This window comes from Catenulispora sp. MAP12-49, from assembly GCF_041262705.1.
Lineage (GTDB): Bacteria > Actinomycetota > Actinomycetes > Streptomycetales > Catenulisporaceae > Catenulispora.
The window spans coordinates 14,680-33,180 of sequence record NZ_JBGCCP010000053.1 but is presented as its reverse complement, the minus strand read 5'-3'; the positions used below and the strand labels follow the sequence as shown (position 1 = coordinate 33,180).

The following is an 18,501-nucleotide window of genomic DNA, read 5'->3' as shown; positions in this document are numbered from 1 at the left end:
CGACGCGTTCCGCCGTCAGCCGTCCCACGCGGCGTCGGACCAGCCGTGCCCCACGTCCGGGCACGGCACCGCTGGCAGGTCTTCGGACTCGCGGGCGTTCCCGGGGAGCCGAAAAGCGCTCCGGGACCCTACTGGCCGTCACTTCCCAGGCCCGCCCGAAGGCGTTCGGTGGCCCAGTGTGCACGACGGCGGTCGTTCCCACTCACCGCTGCGGGGCAGTCCCGGTTTCGCACCGGGTTCCCTCTTGCCTCGGCCGTCGCCCTGTCGGGGGAGGCGGCCGAACCAGCTGCGTCGGACACCATATCTTGTGGCGGGCCGGAATCTCCAATCAACATGCTGTATGTCAGAGGGCTTCTGCAAGATTCAGTCCACAATGCAAGGATGGAGCATGGCCAAGTTGATCTATTCGGCGATCGCCTCGCTCGACGGGTACGTGGAGGACGCCGGCGGCGCGTTCGAGTGGGCCGCGCCCGACGAACAGGTGCACATGTTCGTCAACGACCTCGAACGTTACGTCGGCACGTACCTCTACGGCCGCCGGATGTACGAGACGATGCGCTACTGGGAGACCGAGGGCGCGAGTCCCGGCGGATCCCCTGTGGCCCGGGACTATGCGGGGATCTGGCGGGCGGCTGAGAAGATCGTCTACTCGCGGACGCTCGAATCCGTGTCGACCGCTCAGACACGGCTGGAGCGGGAGTTCGACGCCGACGCCGTCCGGCGGCTCAAAGAGGCCTCGCCCTCGGACCTGACCATCGGCGGTGCCGAGCTGGCCGGCCAGGCGATCGCCGCGGGCCTGGTGGACGAGATCCAGCTGCTGCTGAACCCGATCCTGGTGGGCGGCGGCAAGCCCGCCCTGCCCCAGGATGTGCGCGTGTCGCTGGAACTGGTGGACGAGCGCCGCTTCGCCGGCGGCGTCGTGTTCCTGCGCTACGCCGTCGTGGGCTGACTACTGGAAGGTCGCGTGCGCCGGCCGCAGGTAGATCCGCACGCGGGCCGGCGCGTCGCCCACCGGGCCGTCCATCGGCAGCGCGTAGCGGTCGGCCAGGACGGCGAAGAACTCGCCCTCCGGGTCCGGCTCGATGCGCTCCACGGTGCCGCGCAGCTCCAGGTAGCGGTACGGCGCCTCGGGGTCGTTGATCGAGACCGCGGCGCTCGGGCGCTCGCTGAGCTCGCGGTACTTCGCGCGCTTGGTCGAGGTGGTGAAGGACAGGAACTCGCCGTCCCACAGGAACCACATGGGGTTCACGTGCGGGGTGCCGTCGGCGCGGATGGTCGCCAGGTGGCAGAAGACCGGGCGCTCGAGCAGGTCGGCGTGGGAATCGGGGATGACGGACATGCCTCTACTCCAACGCGGTGTGCGGGAACGGGCAAGGAGAGAGTCGGACTTGCTGCGATCACGAATCGTGATCGCCGGGGGCTGCGATGCCCGTGCGCATCACGGCCCACCACTCGGCGACCCGGTCGGCGACGTCGGCGTGGCCCGCCAGGATGCCGGACACGTGCTGGACGCCCTGGAAGCCGGCGATCGAGGCCCGGGCCAGGGCCGCGGGATCGGCGCCGGGGCGCAGTTCGCCCTGTTCGGCGGCGGTGTGGAAGAGCCCTGTCGCGGTGGCGATCCAGTCCACGAAGGGCAGGGGCACCGGCTCGGCGATCTGGGAGCGCTCGGCCTGCAGGCGGACGGTCGCGCGGACGACGGGGTCCTCGCGGATCTGCGCCGCCACCCGGGCGAAGATCTCGCCGAGCAGGTCCAGCACGCGGTCGTTGCCCGGCCGGGCTTCGGCGATCACCGCGGGCCACTGCTCGTAGCACTCGCGCAGGATCGCCACGACCAGACTCGCCTTGGCCGGGAAGTGGAACGCCAGCGCCCCCTTGGTGACGCCGGCACGCGCGGCGATCTCGCTGGTGGTGGCCGCCGCGTAGCCGACCTCCGCGAAGCACTCCGCCGCGGCCAGCACGATGGCACGGCGCGTGCGGCGGGCCCGCTCCTGCGTCGGCTCGGCGGGCGAGCGGTGGTCGGCCCGGGAGCGGGGGTCGGCCGGCGGCGGCGTCATGCGTTCAGCCCTGGACCGCGACGACGGTCTTGCCGGGGCTGCGGTTCTCGGCCTGCGCGACGTGCGCCTCGATCGCCTCGTCCCAGCCGATGACGCGCGGCGCCGGGATGGCCAGCCCCTCGGCGGTGAGCGCGAAGACCCCCGCGATGAGGGCGCCGACCGCGGTGGCGTCGCCCCGGGCCCGGTTGATGATGCTGAAGCCGGCCGTGGTCCAGTTGTTGCGGCGGAGCTCGGCCAGGGTGGGGGCGTCCGGGTCGGGCTGGCCGGCGGCGGCGCCGTAGCTGACCAGCCGGCCGCCGGGGGCCAGCAGGCCCGGCATCGCGGCGGACACGTCGCCGCCGATGGACTCCAGGACCACGTCGAACGGGGCGTCGTCGGCGGCCTTGCGGGCGTTGGCGGCGAAGGCGGCGTCGCGGATCGCCGGCCGGTAGGCGGCGGACAGGGAGCCGGCCGAGCGCGCGCTCGTGCCGCCGACCAGGGCCCGCGGCTGCCGCAGCGCCAGGACCGCGGCCAGCGCGTCGCCCACGCCGCCGCCCGCGCCGGTGACCAGGATCCGGTCCTCGGCGGCGACGTGCGCGGCCCGCGCCAGGCCGACCGCGGTGGCCCAGGTGAGCGGGACGGTGGTGGCGGCCTCCAGGGCCAGGCCGTCCGGCACCCGCGCGGCCAGCCCGGCCTCGGCGACCACGGTCTCGGCCAGGCCGCCGCCGTCCACGGTGAACGCCACGACGGTGTCCCCGACCGCGAACCCGCTCACGCCCTCCCCGAGCGCGGCCACCTCGCCGCCGACCTCCATGCCCGGCACGAACGGCCAGCTGCCGGCGTACCCCGGCGCCCCGCGCCGGGCCAGCACGTCCACGAAGTTCAGACCGGCGAAGCGCACGGAGATCGCGAGCTGCCCGGCGCCCGGAGCCGGCGCGGCGATGTCGACCTCTGCGACGTTCTCCGGGCCGCCGGGTGCGCTGAACTGGATGGCCTTCATGATGGGTCCCCTCCCGTGTCGGTGCCGCGGCAGCTGCCGCTTCAAGAAAAATACCGGCTGGCCGGTTTCTTGTCGACCATGGCAATGCCTTGAGAGGGGTGACCGCCGGGCTGATCTCAGAGATGACCTCGGAGACCACCTCAGCGGAAGGCTGCCGCGTTCCGCTCGGCCCACACCCCGAACGCCGCCGCCGGCCGGCCGAGCACCCGCTCGACGTCCGGGCTGACCTGCTGCTCCTCGGCCGTCGGCGCGCCGAGGATGGCCAGCGTCCCCTCGACCACCGCCGGCGGCATGAACTGTGTCATCTGGGCCTTCGCCTCCTCGCGCGACATCTCGACGAACGTCACCGGCGCGCCGATCGCCTCGGCGATGGCCGCCGCGCGCTGGCGCGGTGTGGTCGGCGCGGGGCCGGTGAGGACGTATGTGGCGCCGGTGTGGCCGTCCTCGGTGAGCACCGCGGCGGCCACCGCGGCCACGTCGTCCGGGTCCACGAACGGCAGCCCGACCTCGGCGAACGGGGCCGGGGCGATGCGCTGGGCGCGGATCGGCTCGGCCCAGGCGAAGGCGTTGGAGTCCAGGCCGCCCGAGCGCAGGATCGTGTAGTCGAGTCCTGAGGCGGCGACGGCGTGTTCGAAGCGCTCGGCGTGCTCGTAGGCGCCGCCGGGGCGGGTGCCGACGCCCTGCGAGGAGACCAGCACCACCCGGCCGACACCGGCGGCTCGGGCCTGGGCCAGCACGCCGGCCGGGTCGTCGCCCGCGACCAGCAGGAACAGGGCCTTCGCGCCCTGCAGCGCCTCCTTCAGTTCGGCCGGTGTGCCGAGGTCGGCGGCCGCGGCGCGGACGCCGGCCGGGACGTCGGCGCCGGCATCCTGGATGTGCCGCGAAACGGCGGTCACCGGGTGTCCGGCGGCGGCCAGCGTCCGGACCAGGGTCCGGCCGACGTTCCCGGTGGCACCTGTCACAACGATCATTTCTGTCCCCAATGCAGCAGCTCAGACCGTGTTCCACGGAATGAGTCAGTGGTGAGTCGGTTGTGAGTTAGTTGGCTAACTGAGTTGAACGCTAGCCGATCCCGGCGCGGATTGTCTATCCTCAGTTAGGTGACTGACTCAGAGCCGCGGAAGACGGCCTCCCGGGGCGGCAAGCGCGAGCGGCTGGCGTCCGCGGCCGCCGAGGTGTTCCACCAGCAGGGCGTCGAGCGCACCACGCTCAACGACATCGCGCAGGCCGCCGACGTCCCGCTGGGGAACGTCTACTACTACTTCAAGACCAAGGACCAGCTGATCGAGGCCGCGCTCGGCGCGCACCGCGGCCGGCTGGCCGACCTCACCGCGCAGCTCGACCAGCTGCCCGACCCCGCCGCGCGGCTCAAGGCCCTGATCGCCGGGTGGGTGGAGCAGCGCGAGGTCGCGGCCCGCTACGGCTGCCCCTTCGGCACCCTGGCCGCCGAGCTCGACAAGCGCGAGGACGGCCTGGACCAGACCGCCGCCGGCGTGCTGCGCGCGCTGATCGACTGGGCCGAGGAGCAGTTCGTCCAGCTCCGCCGGGCCGACGCGCACGATCTGGCCGTCGAACTCGTCGCGGCCTATCAGGGCATGTCGATGCTGGCCAACGCGCTGCGCGACCCCGAGGTGATGGCGACGCAGGGCCGCCGTCTCGCAGGCTGGATCGACACGCTCGCCTGATCGGGTCCCGGCGGGAGAAGATCGGATGTTCCATTCCCCTCGCGCACCGGAAGGCAAGACCTGTGTTCTTCAAGGACGGCCAGCACATCCTTCTCATCGGCGACAGCATCACCGACTGCGGGCGCCGCGAGGAGCACGCCCCCTACGGCGGCGGATATGTCAGCCTGCTGCGGGCGTTCACCACCGCCCGGCACCCGGACGCCCGCCTGACCTGGACCAACCGCGGCATCAGCGGGAACACCGTCCGCCACATGGCCGGCCGCTGGGAGGACGACGCGCTGGCGCCGCGTCCGGACTGGCTGTCGGTGATGATCGGGATCAACGACGTCTGGCGCGCCTTCGACGGCCACCCGGAGAACGCCGTCCCGCTGGACGAATACATCCAGACTCTGCGCACGCTGCTGCGCCAGGCGGTCGAGGAGACCGGCTGCCGCCTGATCCTGGCCGACCCCTACATCATCGAGCCCGATCCCACCGAGCCGCAGCGGGCCGCCAGCGACACGTTCGTGACCGCCGTCGCGGGCCTGGCCGAGGAGTTCGACGCGGTGCACATCCCCACGCAGCGGGTCTTCGACGCGGCGCTGAAGACCACGGGGTCCAAGGACTGGGCGAACGACCGCATCCACCCGAACCTGGCCGGCCACGCGCTGATCGCCGACGCCTTCATGAAGGCGCTGGAGATCTGACAAACCGAGGACCCGACGGCGCGGGGCCAAATCACCGCCCATCGGTAGTCATCGGGATGAAATGGTCCCATGGCGAGTGCGAACGTTGATGATTCCGGTGTGTCGCGGCGCCGACTGCTGACCTCTTTCGGCACCGCGACGCTGGTGAGCGCGGCAGGCGTCCGGCCGGCGAGCGCGGACTCGGTGCCCGGGCCCCGGCAGGCGCAGGATGTGCCGGTGCCGGTCGCGATCGGACTGGACTACGCCTGGGCCCCGTATCCCTCCGTCGGCGCGATGACCGCCGCCGGCTATACGTTCGCGATCCGCTACCTGAGCTACAGCCCCGCGAAGAACCTCACCGCCGACGAGGCCCGGGCGCTCGCCACGGGGGGCATCGCCGTGGTCTGCAACTGGGAGGCGACCGCTGACGGTCCGCGCCAGGGCTTCGGGCAGGGGGCTGAGGACGCCGCCGAGGCACAGCGGCAGGCGGCGGCGTGCGGGATGCCGGCGGACCGGCCGATCTACTTCAGCGTGGACTGGGATGTGCAGGCCGGGGACATGGACGCGGTCACCGCGTACTTCGACGGCGTCGCCTCGGTCATCGGCCTGGCGCGTACCGGCGCCTACAGCAGCTACGACGCACTCGGCTGGCTGCTGGCCTCCGACCGGATCCGGTGGGCCTGGCAGTCGTGCTCGACCGCGTACTCCGAGGGCCGCAACCGTCAGCCGTATCCCGGCATCCAGCTGTGGCAGAACCGGACGCCGTTCACCTTCGACGGCGCCGACGTGGACGGCGACCAGGCCCTGGCCCCGGACTTCGGGCAGTGGGGCGCCGGGGCGTTCGTCTACCAGGCCGGGAGCGGGGGCCGGATCGCCGGCGGCGTGCACAGCGACGGCCGGGTCGAGCTGTTCGCGGTGACGCCGGCCGGCGGGATCGCGAACCGGTGCGAGCCCGCTCCGAACGCCCCGTGGACCGGCTGGGGCGACTTCAGCCCGGCGAAGGGGTTCGGGTTCGCCGCGCTCACGAGCTCGGTGGCGACCGGTCGGCACGCCGACGGCCGGCTGGAGGTCTTCGCCGTGATGAGCGACGGCTCGGTGCAGAACCGCTTCGAGATCACGGCGAACGGCGCGTGGTCGGGCTGGAACCTGTTCGCGCCGTCCCAGACCGCCAGGGCACTGACCGTCGGGGTGCACGCCGACGGGCGCTTGGAGCTGTTCGCGGTGACCCCGACCGGAGCCGTGTCGAGCAGGCGCGAGACGGCGCTGAACGGTCCGTGGTCGGGCTGGAACGAGTTCGGGACGCAGGGCGTCACGGACACCTTGAGCACCGCCGGGCACGCCGACGGCCGCATGGCGGTGTTCGCGGTGATGAGCGACGGCTCGATGCGGAGCCGGTCCGAGACGGTGCCGAACGGCCCGTGGTCCGAGTGGGACGTCTACGGCCCGACCGGTGGTGCGAACGGGTACGGGATCCCGGGCACCGTCACGGCTGCCGCGCACCAGGACGGCCGGGTGGAGGTCTTCGCGGTCACGCCGGCCGGCGCGATCCGGAACCGGTTCGAGACCGCGCCCGGCGCCGCGTGGTCGGGGTGGGGCGAGGGGTTCGGCCCGGCTGGGCCGGTGACCGCCGCCTGCGCGACCCGGCATGCCGACGGCCGTATGGAGGTCTTCGCGGTGCTGGCCGACGGGTCGGTGCGGAACCGGTCCGAGGCCGCGGCGAACGGGCCCTGGTCCGAGTGGGGCGGGTTCGCCCGGGCGGGGACGGTGAAGCCGTGAGCCACGGTGTGAAGCCCTGAGCTACGGTGTGAAGCCCTGAGTCAGGGTGTGAAGCCCCGAGTCACATCGTCGCCAGGTCGAAGACCAGCGCCGCGGCGATGGCGAGTCCGTAGGCGGACGCTGCCAGCTTGACCGTCCGCGTGCGCTTCGCCTCCGGCCAGCTCGTCAGGGTCAGCGCCCAGGCCAGCGTGGGGAGGACCAGGACGCCGTGCAGGCTGATCCCGTGCACCAGCTTGAGGAAGCCGAGGTCGTGGTAGGCCTGCTGCTGGTGCCCGGTCTTGGCCTCGGAGGTGCCGCGGGCGATCATGGCCGCGCCGGAGAGCAGCCCGATCATCAGCGTCGCGAACCCGGCGCGCAGCGCCAGGCGCATGGACGGCGCCTGGTCCGGATCGCCGCGGAAGGCCGCGAACGCCAGCCGGCCCAGCACGACGACCAGGATCCCGCCGCCGACGGCCAGGGTCATCGACACCCCGGTGTTGAAGGAGCCTTGCATGTCGATGTGCGACGGGACGTGGCGCCAGGCCTGGAGGGTGATACCGCCGACCTCGACGAAGCAGTCGGCGGCGAAGACGCCCAGGGCCAGGGTGCGGGTGCGCTCGGAGAGCTTGAGGGAGGAGGCGACCCAGGCGACGGCGATGAGCGTGAGGCCGAAGGACAGGCCGAAGGTGGTCGGCTTGCGCCAGGAGACCGGTCCCTCCCACGGTCCGCCGCGGACGAAGAACACGGCGAAGTGGAACGTGCCGGAGGCGATGAGGACCAGGCCGAGGACGTAGCAGACCTGCTCGACGCGTCGGCCGCGCGTCCAGATCTCGCGCACCGCCACCGACCACGATGGCGGCACAGGACGCAGTGGGGCGGCGGATGTCGCGGCGGTCACGGTGGCTCCTGGAGGGACGGCGGCTGGGGCACCTTCATCCTCGGCACCGGCGGCAGCGCTGCCATCCGACGGGGAGCGACACCGTGACTACGCCGGCGGGAGTACGGCGGAGCCGGTGCCGCGGTCGCGGCGGCGAATGCGCGGGCGAACAGGGTCGCGAAAAGCGGATGCGTGGCCGCACCTGTTGCGCCAAGGGGCTGATGTTCGTGCGCCGCCCGCGTGGCGCATTGCTCAAATACGGCGTGGTTTCGCGATGATTTCCGCGAATGGTCCAATTATTCGTGAAAGGCGTGAAATCACCATGCATCTCCGAATCGGGCTGCGCGCCCTCGGTATGACCGCCGCGCTCCTGGGCACCGCGCTGGGCGTCGTCGCGCCTTCGCAGGCCGCCAACGCGTCCCCTCAGGCGGAGGCGTACGTCGTCTCCGCCGATGCCCTCGCCGGGCTGGTCAAGGTGGACCCGACGCCGGACTCGAAGTTCCCGCCCGGCGGCACCCAGACCGTGGTGGGGCTGAACGTCGGTTCCATCGCCACCGACGCCGCGCTCACCGCCACCACCGCCGGCGACGCCAAGGCCGGCACCGCCTCCGCGTCGGCGACCGGGGATCACCTGACGCTGAACGTGCCGCTGGTCGGCACGCTGGTCGTCACCGGGGTCAAGGCGACCTGCGACGCCCCGGCCGCGCCGGGCACCGCCACCGGCGACGGGATCATCGCCACCGCGGTGTTCACCCCGGTGGCGCCGGCACCGCCGCTGCCGCCGCTGCCCCCGGTGACGATCACCATCACGCCCGGGAAGAACCAGGCGGTGACCGTGCAGGGGCTGGGCGCGATCGTGTTCAACAAGCAGAGCACGGACAAGGACGGCAACCTGACCGTCGAGGCGGCGGACGTCACGCTGGCCGGCGGGCAGGAGGTCGTGCTCGGGTACGCGATGTGCGGCGGCGCGGCGCCGAGCTCGAACGCGCCGATGCGGCACACGCGCTGAGATGCGCTGAGGTGCATTGAGGTGTGCTGAGGTGCGCTGACGTGTTGTGAGGGTCGCTGGGGAGCGCTGCGGGTCCCGGTTCAGGTCACTGGGCCGGGACCCTTTGCTGTCTGCTCAAGCCCATTGGTCCAGCTCATTGGCCCAGCTCATTGGTCCAGCGGGGTGGGGCTCCACTTCGAGCCGTCGTAGAAGTAGGCCGGCTTCCCCTCCAGCCCGATGGTGCGGAACGGCTTGCCGTGGTCGTCGACGGTCAGCGTGCCCTGCTCGTCGCCGCAGCTCCAGACCAGCACCAGGTCCCAGTCGATCTCCTGGTTCGCGGAGTGGGCGTCGACGTCGAGCACCTGCGAGTCGCTGCCGGAGACCTGGAACGGGAAGTCGGCCAGCCCCACGTTGTCCCCCGAGGTCTGCCCGGCGACCGCCTTGATCTTCGGCGCGGCGGCGTCCAGATCGATGGCGAACGACGCCGGATCCAACCCGCCCCCGCAGCCCGAGCCCATGGTGTAGCCGTAGCCGCCCTTCGGAGCCGGCTTCGCGCCGACGATGTGGACGTACAGCGTGTGCAGCACCACCGGAGGACGCCCCGACGTGCCCTGTGCGGTGAGCTGAAGCCGCAGGTCGGCGCCGGGCACCGCGCCGAGGGGCTGTGCCCAGAGGCCGACGTCCGGCAGGCCCGGCGGCGGCGGGACCCTGGACGGCGGCTGGGAAGCGTAGAACCACTGGCCGCACTCGGTGTCCCAGTTGTCGGCGAGGACGTTGACGGTGACCGGGGGCGGGGTCGGCGCCGCGGCGGAGGATGTGGCGGAAGCGGCGGAGCCGGGGGAGTCGGGAGAGTTGGGGGAGGCGCCTGCCGGGGCGCTGCCTGCGGAGCGGGTCGGGGTGCCGGAGTCGCGGGTCGCGTAGATGGCGAGCGGGACCAGGACGGCGGCCGCGGCGAGTCCGGCGAGAGTGGGCTTCAGCCAGCGGGAGGTGCGACGGGCGGGGGCGTCGCTGGGACGCGGGCTGATGATGACGGGCTTCTCGGGATCGGCGGCGAGATCTTCTCCGGAGCTGCTGGACGCGCTCGGAACCGATTCACTTAGAACCGGTTCGCTAAGAGTTGAATCCGCCTCCCCCGCCCGCCCCGCCGCGGTCTCGGCGCGCCGCTCGGCGTCGGCGAGCAGCCACAGCCGGTGCAGGGCCAGCACCTCCTCGGGCGTGGCTCCGCAGGCGCGGGCGAAGCGTTCGGCGGGGGCGAATTCGGCGGGGACCGTTGTGCCGTTGCAGTAGCGGTGCAGGGTGGAGGTGCTCGTGTGGAGGCGTTGGGCCAGGGCTCCGTAGCTGCGGCCCGAGCGGTCCTTCAGGTCGCGCAGGCGTGCCGCGAACGCGTCCGTGTGCCTGGCCACGCTGGTCCTCCCCGTTCCGTGCCGCCGTTCCAGGAACGGGTGATGTCGCAGCTCAGGGTACCTGGAATCGTTCCAGCGTCCCGCATCGGCGTTGAGGGGTGGTGCGTGGGACGGGGTGCCCGGCACGGTGGCGTCATGTCCAAGAACAAGATCACGCTCTCGTCCGCCGCCGTCGCGCTGTGTGTGCTTTCGCTGAGTGCGTGCCAGTCGTCGAAGCCTGCCGCGTCGGGGGCCGGTCCGGCCGCCGGGAGTGCGACCTCCGCGACCTCCGCGGCTGCCACCGGTACCACCGGCTCGGCCACGACCGGTGCGAAGTCCCCGAGCACTGCCAAGAGCGCCACCAGCGCCACCAGCGCCACCAGCACTACCAGCGCCCCGGCCGCCGCGCACGACGACGACAGCTACGCCTTCGCCCACCGCTGCGACAGCTCCCAGGTGACGCTCCAGGTCACCCGCATGAGCGACGTCCCGACCCGCCGCCTCATCACGGTCCGCAACACCGGCGCCACCTCCTGCGGCTTGAGCTACTTCCCGCTGGTCGACCTCGGCGACTCCAAGTCCGCCGACCGCAGCGCCGACCTCAAGCCGCTGATCCCCGGCGGCCTCGGCGGTCCGCCGGCCTATGTGCTCCACGCGGGCAAGACCGCCTACGCCGTCCTGGACCTCAACCCCGGCGGCTCCGGGTCCGGCCCGGCCACCACGCTGGACGAGATCAACGTCCTGGCCTCGGACTCCCTGCCGAACGCGGCCACCAAGAACTTCCCGCTCGGCGGCGGCTCGGTCGGCAAGCCGAAGCTGGGGCTCTACGAGGCCGCCGTCGCGGACGCGGTCGCCTCGATGCAGGGCGCCAACACGCCGCAGTAGGCGGGGAGGCGGGGGAGCGGGGGGACGAGCGCGGGGCCCGGCTCTGCAGGGGTGAGCCGGGCCCCGCGCTCAGCAGGCTCAGCCAACTTGGGGGTGGATGAATGCGACCGGCCTACTGCTGCGGCGCCCACATCTCATTCGGCCCGCCGTTGCACGGCCACGCCGTGACGTTCGCCCCGGCCTTGATCGGCACCGGCCCCGCGGCGTCCAGGCACAGCCCGGTGTTGGCCACCGGCGACACCGTCCCGTTGGCGTTCCACACCCAGTCCTGATTCGGCCCGCCGTGACAGCTCCACGCCGAGACCTGGGCCCCGTTCGAGACCTTGCCGTTCGGCGCGGCCGCGTCCAGGCACAGGCTCGCGTCGGCCACGGAGTGGATCGTCCCGTCGGCGTGGATCTGCCACGCCTGGTTCGGGCTCCCCTGGCAGTTCCCGGCGGAGACCTTGGCGCCCGAGTGCAGGCCGCCGTCGGCCGCCGCGTTCAGGCACAGCGACATCGACACCAGGGCGGTCGGATTCGAGACCGTCGAGGCGGGCGTCGGGGTGGTCGGGGTCGGACTCGGGGTGGGGCTCGGCGTGCTGGTGGTCGCCGATGGCGTGGCCGAGGTGGCCGAAGCCGCGGCGGCGGGCGTGGTGGGGACGGACGCCGCCGACGGCACCCCCGGCACCGTCGAGCTGCTGGTGTCCGTCCGGTGCCACGGCCTGGTCACGCCGAGCGTCACCCCGGCGACGACCACGACCGCCGCGAACGCGCCGCCGATGAGCAGCGCCCTCCGGTTGGCCTGCGGATAGCCGTCGTACGCCGCGTAGCCGGACGCGCTGTAATCCGCGGACGCGGCAGAACCAGACGCGGCAGACGCGGCAGAAGCAGACACGCGCGGCGAGGCCGGACCAGCCGGACCGGCCGGACCAGCCGGAGCAGCAGCACCGACCGGACCAACCGGACCGACCGGACCAGCCGCACCGACCGCACCAACCGTCGGCACCAACGCAGTGGGCGTCGGCCCCGCCGCCACCCGCGGCAGCACCGAAGTCTCCGCCGCATCAGCGGCCGGCACCTGCGGCAGCGTCCTGGTCTCGGTGGCGTCCGGCGAAGGCGGCGCCGTCGCCTCCCTGAGCAGCGCCAACGCTCCGGCCGCGTCGGGCCGCTCCCTCGGGTCCTGCCGCGTCAGCGCGTCGATGACCGGGGCGAGCGCTCCGGCACGCCGCATCGCCGGCAGCGGCTCCGCCGGATGCGGCGCGTAGCCCTCCACCGCCTCGAACAGCGCCATCCCGAGGGCGAACAGGTCGTTCGCCGGCGTGGCGCCGGGCGCGACGCGGTCCCCGACCAGCAGCGCGTTCCCGTCGTCGGTCAGCAGGATGGTGTGCGGGCTGATGTACCCGTGCACCGCGCCGGAGGCCAGCGTGTTGAGGATCCCGCGGGCGATCAGCGCCACGCGGCTCGGGTCCAGCGGGATGACCGCCTGCTGCGCGATCCCCGTCCCCGGGTCGTGCAGGACGTCGTGCAGCGGGCGTCCGCGCACCTGGCGCCCAGTGCTCTGGTAACCGGGACTGGACCCACTGGCGTCCATGGAAGCTCGACACCCCCGCTAGATGGTCGGAATGGAACAGGATACTGACTCCGGCTCTGCTCGTTACGCCACCCGTGTGATCCCCATCCGGCTCTGTGAACCTGCGCCGGGGCGCCGAGCCCGCGATGATTCCTGAGAGTAAGCGATCGATCATCAGGAGCGACGTGGTGGGAAACTCGGACGCCGGGAAGACGGGCACCGGCTGTGCCGTGCCCGACGAGGACGACTACGAGGACCCGCCGCCGACGCGCCGCGACCGGCTGCGGTCCTGGGGGCCGCTGCTGGTGCCGGTGGTGGTGTTCGGGGGCATCGCGGCCTTCGTGTTCGCCGGCATCGCCGGCCTGGCCGACACCTCGCACGCCCCGGACTACTCGGCGAGCAGCTGCTCCCCGAGCGACCCGCACAAGGTCCTGGTGGAGGTCCAGACCGGGGCGACCGGCAAGGACATCGGCGACGCCCTGTTCAACGCCGGCGTCGTGCGCAGCACGCAGGCCTTCGTCGACGCCGCCGGGCACAACCAGTCGGCGCGCGACATCAGCACCGGCACGTACCTCGTCTGCCCGAAGATCAGTGCCGCGACCGCGATCACCGAGCTGCTGAAGTCCTCCAACCTGTCCCCGGACTCGCTGGTCGAGGTCCGGCCCGGCGACTACAGCTGGGAGACGGTGCGGCAGCTGGCCAAGAAGCGGGAGTGGAGCCTGGACGACCTGCGGCAGCTCATCGACACCAACCAGATCGGCCTGCCGGCCTGGTCCAAGAGCGCTGACGGCCACTGGACCGCCGAGGGCATGCTGGAGCCCGGCCGCTACACCCTCACCAGCAGCGACACCCCGCAGGGCGTGCTGACCGCGATGGTCAAGGCCCGGGTCGCCGAGCTGACGGCCCTCGGGCTGCCGGAAAAGGCCGGCGCGCTCAAGTGCGCCCCGGCGCGGGCCTGCACCCCCGAGGAGGCCCTGACCATCGCCTCGCTGGCCGAGGCCGAGGTCACCAAGGCCACCCCGGACGGCCGCGAGGTCTCCGAGGCGGTCCAGAACCGGCTGGGCCGGGGCGACTTCGTCGGCGTGGACGCGACCACCAAGTACTGGCTGAGCCTGCAGGCCGGCAAGCGGGTCACGGTGACCGCCAAGGAGGTCTCCGACCCGACCGACCCCTACGCCACCGGCGGCCACAAGGGTCTGCCGCCGACCCCGGTCAGCATCCCCTCCAAGGACATGATCGCGGCGGTCCTCACCCCGGCGACAGAGCGTTGGTACTACTGGTGCGCCAGCGGGGACGGCACGAAGTTCTTCAAGGAATCCGAGAAGACCCAGTTCGAGCAGACATGTCTGTCCCACTGAGCGAGGTGAGGTGACGATGGAGAAGGCAGATACAGATACAGATACAGACACGGACGCAGGTCACGCCCGGGCCGTCGCCGCGGGCTACGCCTTCGACGGCCCGACCCTGGACCTCGGCGCGCTGATGGTCGACGGCGCGCCCGATCCGAGTGTCCAGATCCGCATCCCGCTGGGCATGCTGACCCGGCACGGCCTGGTCGCCGGGGCCACCGGCACCGGCAAGACCAAGACCCTGCAGGGCATCGCCGAACAGCTCTCGGCAGCCGGGGTGCCGGTGTTCCTGGCCGACATGAAGGGCGACCTGTCGGGGATGGCCGCGCCCGGGCAGGGCGGCGAGAAGCTGACCGCGCGGACGCGGGCGCTGGGCCAGCAGTGGTCTGCGAAGGCCTTCCCGTGCGAGTTCTACACCCTCGGCGGCGAGGGGACCGGCGTCCCGGTCCGGGCGACGGTCTCCGCGTTCGGGCCGACGATGCTGGCCAAGGTGCTCGGGCTGAACGCCACCCAGGAGTCGTCCCTGGGTCTGGTCTTCCACTTCGCCGACACCAAGGGCTGGCTGCTGCTGGACCTGAAGGACCTGCGCAGCGTGCTGCTCTACCTGACCGGCGACGAGGGCAAGGCCGAGCTGAAGGCGATCGGCGGGCTGTCGCCGCAGACCGTCGGGGTCATCCTGCGCGAGCTGACGGCCTTCGAGGCCAAGGGCGCCGAGCCGTTCTTCGGCGAGACCGAGTTCAACGCGCTGGACCTGATCCGGAGCACGCCGGACGGCCGCGGCATCGTGTCGCTGCTGGAGCTGCCCGGGGTGGCCAGCCGGCCGGAGCTGTTCTCGACGTTCCTGATGTGGCTGGTCGCCGAGCTGTTCGAGCGGCTGCCGGAGGTCGGGGACGTGGACCGGCCCAAGCTCGTGTTCTTCTTCGACGAGGCGCACCTGCTGTTCACCGGCGCCTCCAAGTCCTTCGTCTCGGCGATCACGCAGGCGGTGCGGCTGATCCGGTCCAAGGGCGTCGGGATCTTCTTCGTCACGCAGACGCCGAAGGACGTGCCCGGCGACGTGCTGGCGCAGCTAGGCAACCGGGTGCAGCACGCGCTGCGCGCCTACACCCCCGATGACGCGAAGGCACTGAAGGCGACGGTGTCGACGTTCCCGAAGTCGCCGTACGACCTCGGCGAGGTGCTGCAGAACCTCGGCATCGGCGAGGCCGTGGTGACCGTGCTGTCCGAGAACGGGGCGCCGACGCCGGTGGCCTGGACCCGGCTGCGGGCCCCGGAATCGCTGATGGCCGAGGCGGAGCCGGCGGTGGTGCAGGGGATCGTGAACGCCTCGCCGCTGCTGGCGACCTATGGTCCGGCGATCGACCGGGAGTCGGCGTACGAGGTCCTGGCCGCCCGCGAGTTGGAGGCGCAGACGGCCGCCGAGGACGCCGCCGCCGCCAAGTCCGCCGAGGACGACGCGAAGCGGCAGCAGGCCGAAGTGGCGAAGGCCGAGCGCGAATCCCGGGGCCGCGCGAGCCCCGCCAAGGCCCCGCCCAACCTCATCGACCAGGCCTTGGGCTCGGCCACGATGAAGCGGGCGGTCAACACTGCTGTTCGGGAGATCACTCGTAGTATTTTCGGTACGCGCAAACGGGGGTAGCGGGGCGCGGCCCCGGCGTTTGTGTGGGCGCCGGGGCCGTTCGCCTCTCAGATCTCACCCGCTGTGGGGGTCAGCACCTTGCCGGGCTTGCCGGGCTGCTCGTTCGCGGGCAGCTCGGCAGTGGCCTGCTCGGCGGTGGGCTGCGCACCGCGCTCCAGCGCGGCCGACCACAGGGCCAGGAGCAGCGCGGAGCCGGCGAGCGCCGCCCCGACCCAGTTCGGCGCGGTGTACCCGAAACCGGCGGAGATCACGACGCCGCCGAGCCAGGCCGACAGCGCGTTGCCCAGGTTGAAGGCGCCGATGTTGACGGCCGAGGCCAGCGTCGGGGCGCCGTGCGCCTGGTCCAGCACCCGCTTCTGCAGCGGCGGGACGGTCGCGAAGCCCAGCGCCCCGATCAGCAGGATGGTGAGCGCGGCCAGGATCTTGTCGTGCGCGGTGACCGTGAACAGCGCCAGCACCACGGCCAGGCCGCCGAGCGCGGTGAACAGCATCGGCATCAGCTTGCGGTCCGCGTACCGGCCGCCGACCAGGTTCCCCAGGAACATGCCGATGCCGAACAGCACCAGCAGCCACGTCACGGTGCCGTCGGAGTAGCCGGCGACCTTGGTCATCATCGGCGCGATGTAGGTGATCGCGGCGAACACCCCGCCGAAGCCGAGCACGGTCATCGCCATGGCCAGCACGACCTGCGTGTTGCGGAAGGCGGCGAGTTCGCGCCGCAGGTGCGCGCCCTGCGGCCGGGGCAGTGGCGGGACCAGCTTGGCGATGCCGAGCAGTCCGGCCACGCCGAGCGCGGCCACGATGGCGAACGTCACGCGCCACCCGACAGCCTGCCCGACGAAGGTGCCCAGCGGCACGCCGACGATGTTGGCCACGGTCAGCCCGGTGAACATGGCGGCTATCGCCCCGGCCTTCTTCTCCGGCGCGACCAGTTCGGCGGCGACCACCGAGCCGATCCCGAAGAAGGCGCCGTGCGCCAGCGCGGTCACGATGCGCCCGACGAGCATCACGCCGAAGGACGGCGCCGCCGCCGAGAGCAGGTTGCCGAGCACGAAAAGGCCCATGAGCAGCATGAGCATGGTCTTGCGGCCGAGCTTGGTGCCCAGCGCGGTCATCACCGGGGCGCCGGCGACCACGCCGAGGGCGTAGCCGGTGACCAGCAGCCCGGCCGAGGGGATCGAGACGCCGTAGTCCCCGGCGATCTCCGGCAGCAGCCCCATCGGCACGAACTCGGTGGTGCCGATGCCGAAGGCCCCGATGGCCAGGGCGAGGAGCGCGAGAGGCATGAGTGGCCCTCCAGGGGCGTCGAGCGGGCGGTTGAGCGTTGTTGGAGCGGCTTACGGGCTCCTACAATAATTGCAAGCGCATGTACTTGCAAACGCAACGATTGCACGCGCGGTATATTGCATGGTGAGACCGGGTCCCCGGCCGGAAGGAGAACCGCAGCCATGACCGCCGCCACGGACACCACTTCGATCGGACTGGCCCACGGCTGGTACGCGCTCTCACTCCTGCACGGACGCATCGAGACCCACATCGAGCGGGCCCTGCAGGCCGGCCACGACCTGAGCGCCCGCGAGTACTCCCTGCTGGACGTGCTGAGCGACCAGCACGACGGCGACGGCGGCCACCTGCGGATGACCCAGGTCGCCGAGGCGGTCGTGCTCAGCCAGAGCGCGACGACCAGGCTGGTCACCCGCCTGGAGGACCGCGGCCTTCTGGAGCGCTACCTGTGCCCCACCGACCGGCGCGGGATCTACACCAACGTCACCGCCGCCGGGCTCGCGCTGCTGGCCGAGGCGCGGCCCACGCACGACACCGCGCTGCGCGAGGCGCTGGACGCCGCCGGGGCCGATGCGCGGCTGGCGCCGCTGGTGGAGACCGTGGAGCGGATCAACCAGACGTCGGCGGAGTGAGGTCCCTGACGGCTTCACTCGTTGGCCGGCTGGTAGTCGCTCACTGATTCGCCCGGACATCGCGCACGAACCGGAACGCGACCACCGCCCCGGCGAACTCCACCGCGCACCCGATCGTCACCGCCGCCCGCAGCCCGTGCACGAAGTGCGGTCCGCTCGCCGCTCCGCCCGACGCGATGGCCATGACCGTCCCCTGCACCGCGACGCCCAGCGTGGCGCCGAACATCCGCGCCAGGTTGGCGATGCCCGAGGCCAGTCCGGCCAGTTCCGGGGCCACCGCCGACACCGCGACCCCGACCACCGGTCCGGTGTTCAGGGCGAGTCCGACGCCGATGACGGTGAACGCGATCTCCAGGACCAGCAGGTTCGCGTCGGCGCCGGCGATCGCGAAGATCAGGACGCCCGTTCCCATCGCGGCCATGCCGGCGGTCATCGGCAGGCGCGGGCCGTGGCGCGTGACCAGGCGTCCGGTCAGCGGCGACAGGGCCGTGGCGGCCACGGCAGCCCGAAGGCCAAGCTGCCCAAGCTGGGACAGAAGGAGGTGTCGGCCTCGACGTGGATCGAGGGCACCGCCGAGACGCTCGCGGTGCTGGCCGTGACGGCGGGCGGCTACCGCTTCTCCGGCAAGCTCGCCCGGCGCCGGATCGCGCAGGCGCTTCCGACTGAGGTGACGGCGACGGCACTTCCCGCAGAAGCCTGACCCCTAGCATCGGATCGCCCCGCCGAAGCGTGCAACCGAACCGCCGGCTCGGGAGTGTCTTCCCGAGCCGGCGGTTCG

19 protein-coding genes and 1 riboswitch are annotated in these 18,501 nt (G+C 72.3%); of the genes, 10 read left to right on the top strand and 9 right to left on the bottom strand.

The genetic code is table 11. The annotated features are described in order from the left end of the window. Window positions 1-55 precede the first annotated feature (55 nt). A riboswitch (cobalamin riboswitch) is annotated at window positions 56-302 on the bottom strand. Window positions 303-388: 86 nt separating this feature from the next. Then, window positions 389-949, top strand: a complete 561-nt coding sequence (locus tag ABIA35_RS45885) for a dihydrofolate reductase family protein (protein ID WP_370362209.1) — start codon at window positions 389-391, stop codon at window positions 947-949. On the opposite strand, the gene ABIA35_RS45880 is transcribed toward ABIA35_RS45885, so the two are convergent. From ABIA35_RS45880 to ABIA35_RS45865, 4 genes are all read right to left on the bottom strand, one after another. Next, on the bottom strand, window positions 950-1,339 hold the full coding sequence (locus ABIA35_RS45880) for a PPOX class F420-dependent oxidoreductase (protein WP_370344768.1): 390 nt from the start codon (window positions 1,337-1,339) through the stop codon (window positions 950-952). A gap of 58 nt (window positions 1,340-1,397) precedes the next feature. Further along, window positions 1,398-2,054, bottom strand: coding sequence for a ScbR family autoregulator-binding transcription factor (locus ABIA35_RS45875; RefSeq protein WP_370344769.1), 657 nt, complete (start codon window positions 2,052-2,054; stop codon window positions 1,398-1,400). Between the two features lie 4 nt (window positions 2,055-2,058). Beyond that, window positions 2,059-3,033, bottom strand: a complete 975-nt coding sequence (locus ABIA35_RS45870) for a zinc-binding alcohol dehydrogenase family protein (protein ID WP_370362208.1) — start codon at window positions 3,031-3,033, stop codon at window positions 2,059-2,061. 140 nt (window positions 3,034-3,173) lie between these two features. Then, on the bottom strand, window positions 3,174-4,004 hold the full coding sequence (locus ABIA35_RS45865; RefSeq protein ID WP_370362207.1) for an SDR family oxidoreductase: 831 nt from the start codon (window positions 4,002-4,004) through the stop codon (window positions 3,174-3,176). A gap of 129 nt (window positions 4,005-4,133) precedes the next feature. On the opposite strand from ABIA35_RS45865, the gene ABIA35_RS45860 reads away from it, so the two are divergent. The 3 genes from ABIA35_RS45860 (at window position 4,134) to ABIA35_RS45850 (ending at window position 7,159) form a co-directional block, all read left to right on the top strand. Then, entirely contained in the window at window positions 4,134-4,718 is a 585-nt protein-coding gene (locus ABIA35_RS45860; protein WP_370362206.1) for a TetR/AcrR family transcriptional regulator, read from the top strand. 62 nt (window positions 4,719-4,780) lie between these two features. Then, window positions 4,781-5,404, top strand: a complete 624-nt coding sequence (locus tag ABIA35_RS45855) for an SGNH/GDSL hydrolase family protein (protein ID WP_370344773.1) — start codon at window positions 4,781-4,783, stop codon at window positions 5,402-5,404. Window positions 5,405-5,473: 69 nt separating this feature from the next. Continuing rightward, entirely contained in the window at window positions 5,474-7,159 is a 1,686-nt protein-coding gene (locus tag ABIA35_RS45850) for a glycoside hydrolase domain-containing protein (protein WP_370362205.1), read from the top strand. A gap of 61 nt (window positions 7,160-7,220) precedes the next feature. Here ABIA35_RS45850 and ABIA35_RS45845 read toward each other — a convergent pair whose 3' ends face one another. Next, on the bottom strand, window positions 7,221-8,036 hold the full coding sequence (locus ABIA35_RS45845; RefSeq protein ID WP_370362204.1) for a hypothetical protein: 816 nt from the start codon (window positions 8,034-8,036) through the stop codon (window positions 7,221-7,223). Between the two features lie 301 nt (window positions 8,037-8,337). Between ABIA35_RS45845 and ABIA35_RS45840 the strand changes: the two genes are divergently transcribed. Further along, window positions 8,338-9,024: a choice-of-anchor P family protein gene (locus tag ABIA35_RS45840; RefSeq protein ID WP_370362203.1), complete on the top strand. Its 687-nt coding sequence runs from the start codon at window positions 8,338-8,340 to the stop codon at window positions 9,022-9,024. A 146-nt stretch (window positions 9,025-9,170) separates the two neighbouring features. Here ABIA35_RS45840 and ABIA35_RS45835 read toward each other — a convergent pair whose 3' ends face one another. After that, complete coding sequence (locus ABIA35_RS45835; RefSeq protein ID WP_370362202.1) at window positions 9,171-10,406, bottom strand: helix-turn-helix domain-containing protein; 1,236 nt, start codon at window positions 10,404-10,406, stop codon at window positions 9,171-9,173. 135 nt (window positions 10,407-10,541) lie between these two features. On the opposite strand from ABIA35_RS45835, the gene ABIA35_RS45830 reads away from it, so the two are divergent. Continuing rightward, entirely contained in the window at window positions 10,542-11,270 is a 729-nt protein-coding gene (locus tag ABIA35_RS45830) for a DUF4232 domain-containing protein (RefSeq protein WP_370362201.1), read from the top strand. A 112-nt stretch (window positions 11,271-11,382) separates the two neighbouring features. On the opposite strand, the gene ABIA35_RS45825 is transcribed toward ABIA35_RS45830, so the two are convergent. After that, the gene (locus ABIA35_RS45825) at window positions 11,383-12,840 is read right to left on the bottom strand and encodes a ricin-type beta-trefoil lectin domain protein (RefSeq protein WP_370362200.1); all 1,458 of its coding nucleotides are present in this window, start codon (window positions 12,838-12,840) and stop codon (window positions 11,383-11,385) included. A 167-nt stretch (window positions 12,841-13,007) separates the two neighbouring features. Here ABIA35_RS45825 and mltG point away from each other — a divergent pair, with 167 nt between their 5' ends. Both mltG and ABIA35_RS45815 read left to right on the top strand, forming a co-directional pair. Beyond that, window positions 13,008-14,177, top strand: coding sequence for an endolytic transglycosylase MltG (gene mltG / locus ABIA35_RS45820; protein WP_370344781.1), 1,170 nt, complete (start codon window positions 13,008-13,010; stop codon window positions 14,175-14,177). 16 nt (window positions 14,178-14,193) lie between these two features. Continuing rightward, on the top strand, window positions 14,194-15,807 hold the full coding sequence (locus ABIA35_RS45815) for a helicase HerA-like domain-containing protein (protein ID WP_370362199.1): 1,614 nt from the start codon (window positions 14,194-14,196) through the stop codon (window positions 15,805-15,807). Between the two features lie 47 nt (window positions 15,808-15,854). On the opposite strand, the gene ABIA35_RS45810 is transcribed toward ABIA35_RS45815, so the two are convergent. After that, on the bottom strand, window positions 15,855-17,093 hold the full coding sequence (locus tag ABIA35_RS45810) for an MFS transporter (RefSeq protein WP_370362198.1): 1,239 nt from the start codon (window positions 17,091-17,093) through the stop codon (window positions 15,855-15,857). Window positions 17,094-17,255: 162 nt separating this feature from the next. Here ABIA35_RS45810 and ABIA35_RS45805 point away from each other — a divergent pair, with 162 nt between their 5' ends. Continuing rightward, window positions 17,256-17,723, top strand: a complete 468-nt coding sequence (locus ABIA35_RS45805; RefSeq protein ID WP_370362197.1) for a MarR family winged helix-turn-helix transcriptional regulator — start codon at window positions 17,256-17,258, stop codon at window positions 17,721-17,723. Between the two features lie 40 nt (window positions 17,724-17,763). On the opposite strand, the gene ABIA35_RS45800 is transcribed toward ABIA35_RS45805, so the two are convergent. Then, window positions 17,764-18,222, bottom strand: a complete 459-nt coding sequence (locus ABIA35_RS45800) for an MFS transporter (RefSeq protein WP_370362196.1) — start codon at window positions 18,220-18,222, stop codon at window positions 17,764-17,766. On the opposite strand from ABIA35_RS45800, the gene ABIA35_RS45795 reads away from it, so the two are divergent. Then, window positions 18,172-18,423, top strand: a complete 252-nt coding sequence (locus ABIA35_RS45795; RefSeq protein ID WP_370362223.1) for a hypothetical protein — start codon at window positions 18,172-18,174, stop codon at window positions 18,421-18,423. The genes ABIA35_RS45800 and ABIA35_RS45795 overlap by 51 nt on opposite strands. The last annotated feature ends 78 nt before the right edge of the window (window positions 18,424-18,501 follow it).

Coding starts and splice junctions, on each gene's coding strand:
- ABIA35_RS45885 (WP_370362209.1), top strand. CDS start 389: ATGGCCAAGTTGATCTATTCGGCGATCGCCTCGCTCGACGGGTACGTG.
- ABIA35_RS45880 (WP_370344768.1), bottom strand. CDS start 1,339: ATGTCCGTCATCCCCGATTCCCACGCCGACCTGCTCGAGCGCCCGGTC.
- ABIA35_RS45875 (WP_370344769.1), bottom strand. CDS start 2,054: ATGACGCCGCCGCCGGCCGACCCCCGCTCCCGGGCCGACCACCGCTCG.
- ABIA35_RS45870 (WP_370362208.1), bottom strand. CDS start 3,033: ATGAAGGCCATCCAGTTCAGCGCACCCGGCGGCCCGGAGAACGTCGCA.
- ABIA35_RS45865 (WP_370362207.1), bottom strand. CDS start 4,004: ATGATCGTTGTGACAGGTGCCACCGGGAACGTCGGCCGGACCCTGGTC.
- ABIA35_RS45850 (WP_370362205.1), top strand. CDS start 5,474: ATGGCGAGTGCGAACGTTGATGATTCCGGTGTGTCGCGGCGCCGACTG.
- ABIA35_RS45840 (WP_370362203.1), top strand. CDS start 8,338: ATGCATCTCCGAATCGGGCTGCGCGCCCTCGGTATGACCGCCGCGCTC.
- ABIA35_RS45830 (WP_370362201.1), top strand. CDS start 10,542: ATGTCCAAGAACAAGATCACGCTCTCGTCCGCCGCCGTCGCGCTGTGT.
- ABIA35_RS45825 (WP_370362200.1), bottom strand. CDS start 12,840: ATGGACGCCAGTGGGTCCAGTCCCGGTTACCAGAGCACTGGGCGCCAG.
- ABIA35_RS45815 (WP_370362199.1), top strand. CDS start 14,194: ATGGAGAAGGCAGATACAGATACAGATACAGACACGGACGCAGGTCAC.
- ABIA35_RS45810 (WP_370362198.1), bottom strand. CDS start 17,093: ATGCCTCTCGCGCTCCTCGCCCTGGCCATCGGGGCCTTCGGCATCGGC.
- ABIA35_RS45805 (WP_370362197.1), top strand. CDS start 17,256: ATGACCGCCGCCACGGACACCACTTCGATCGGACTGGCCCACGGCTGG.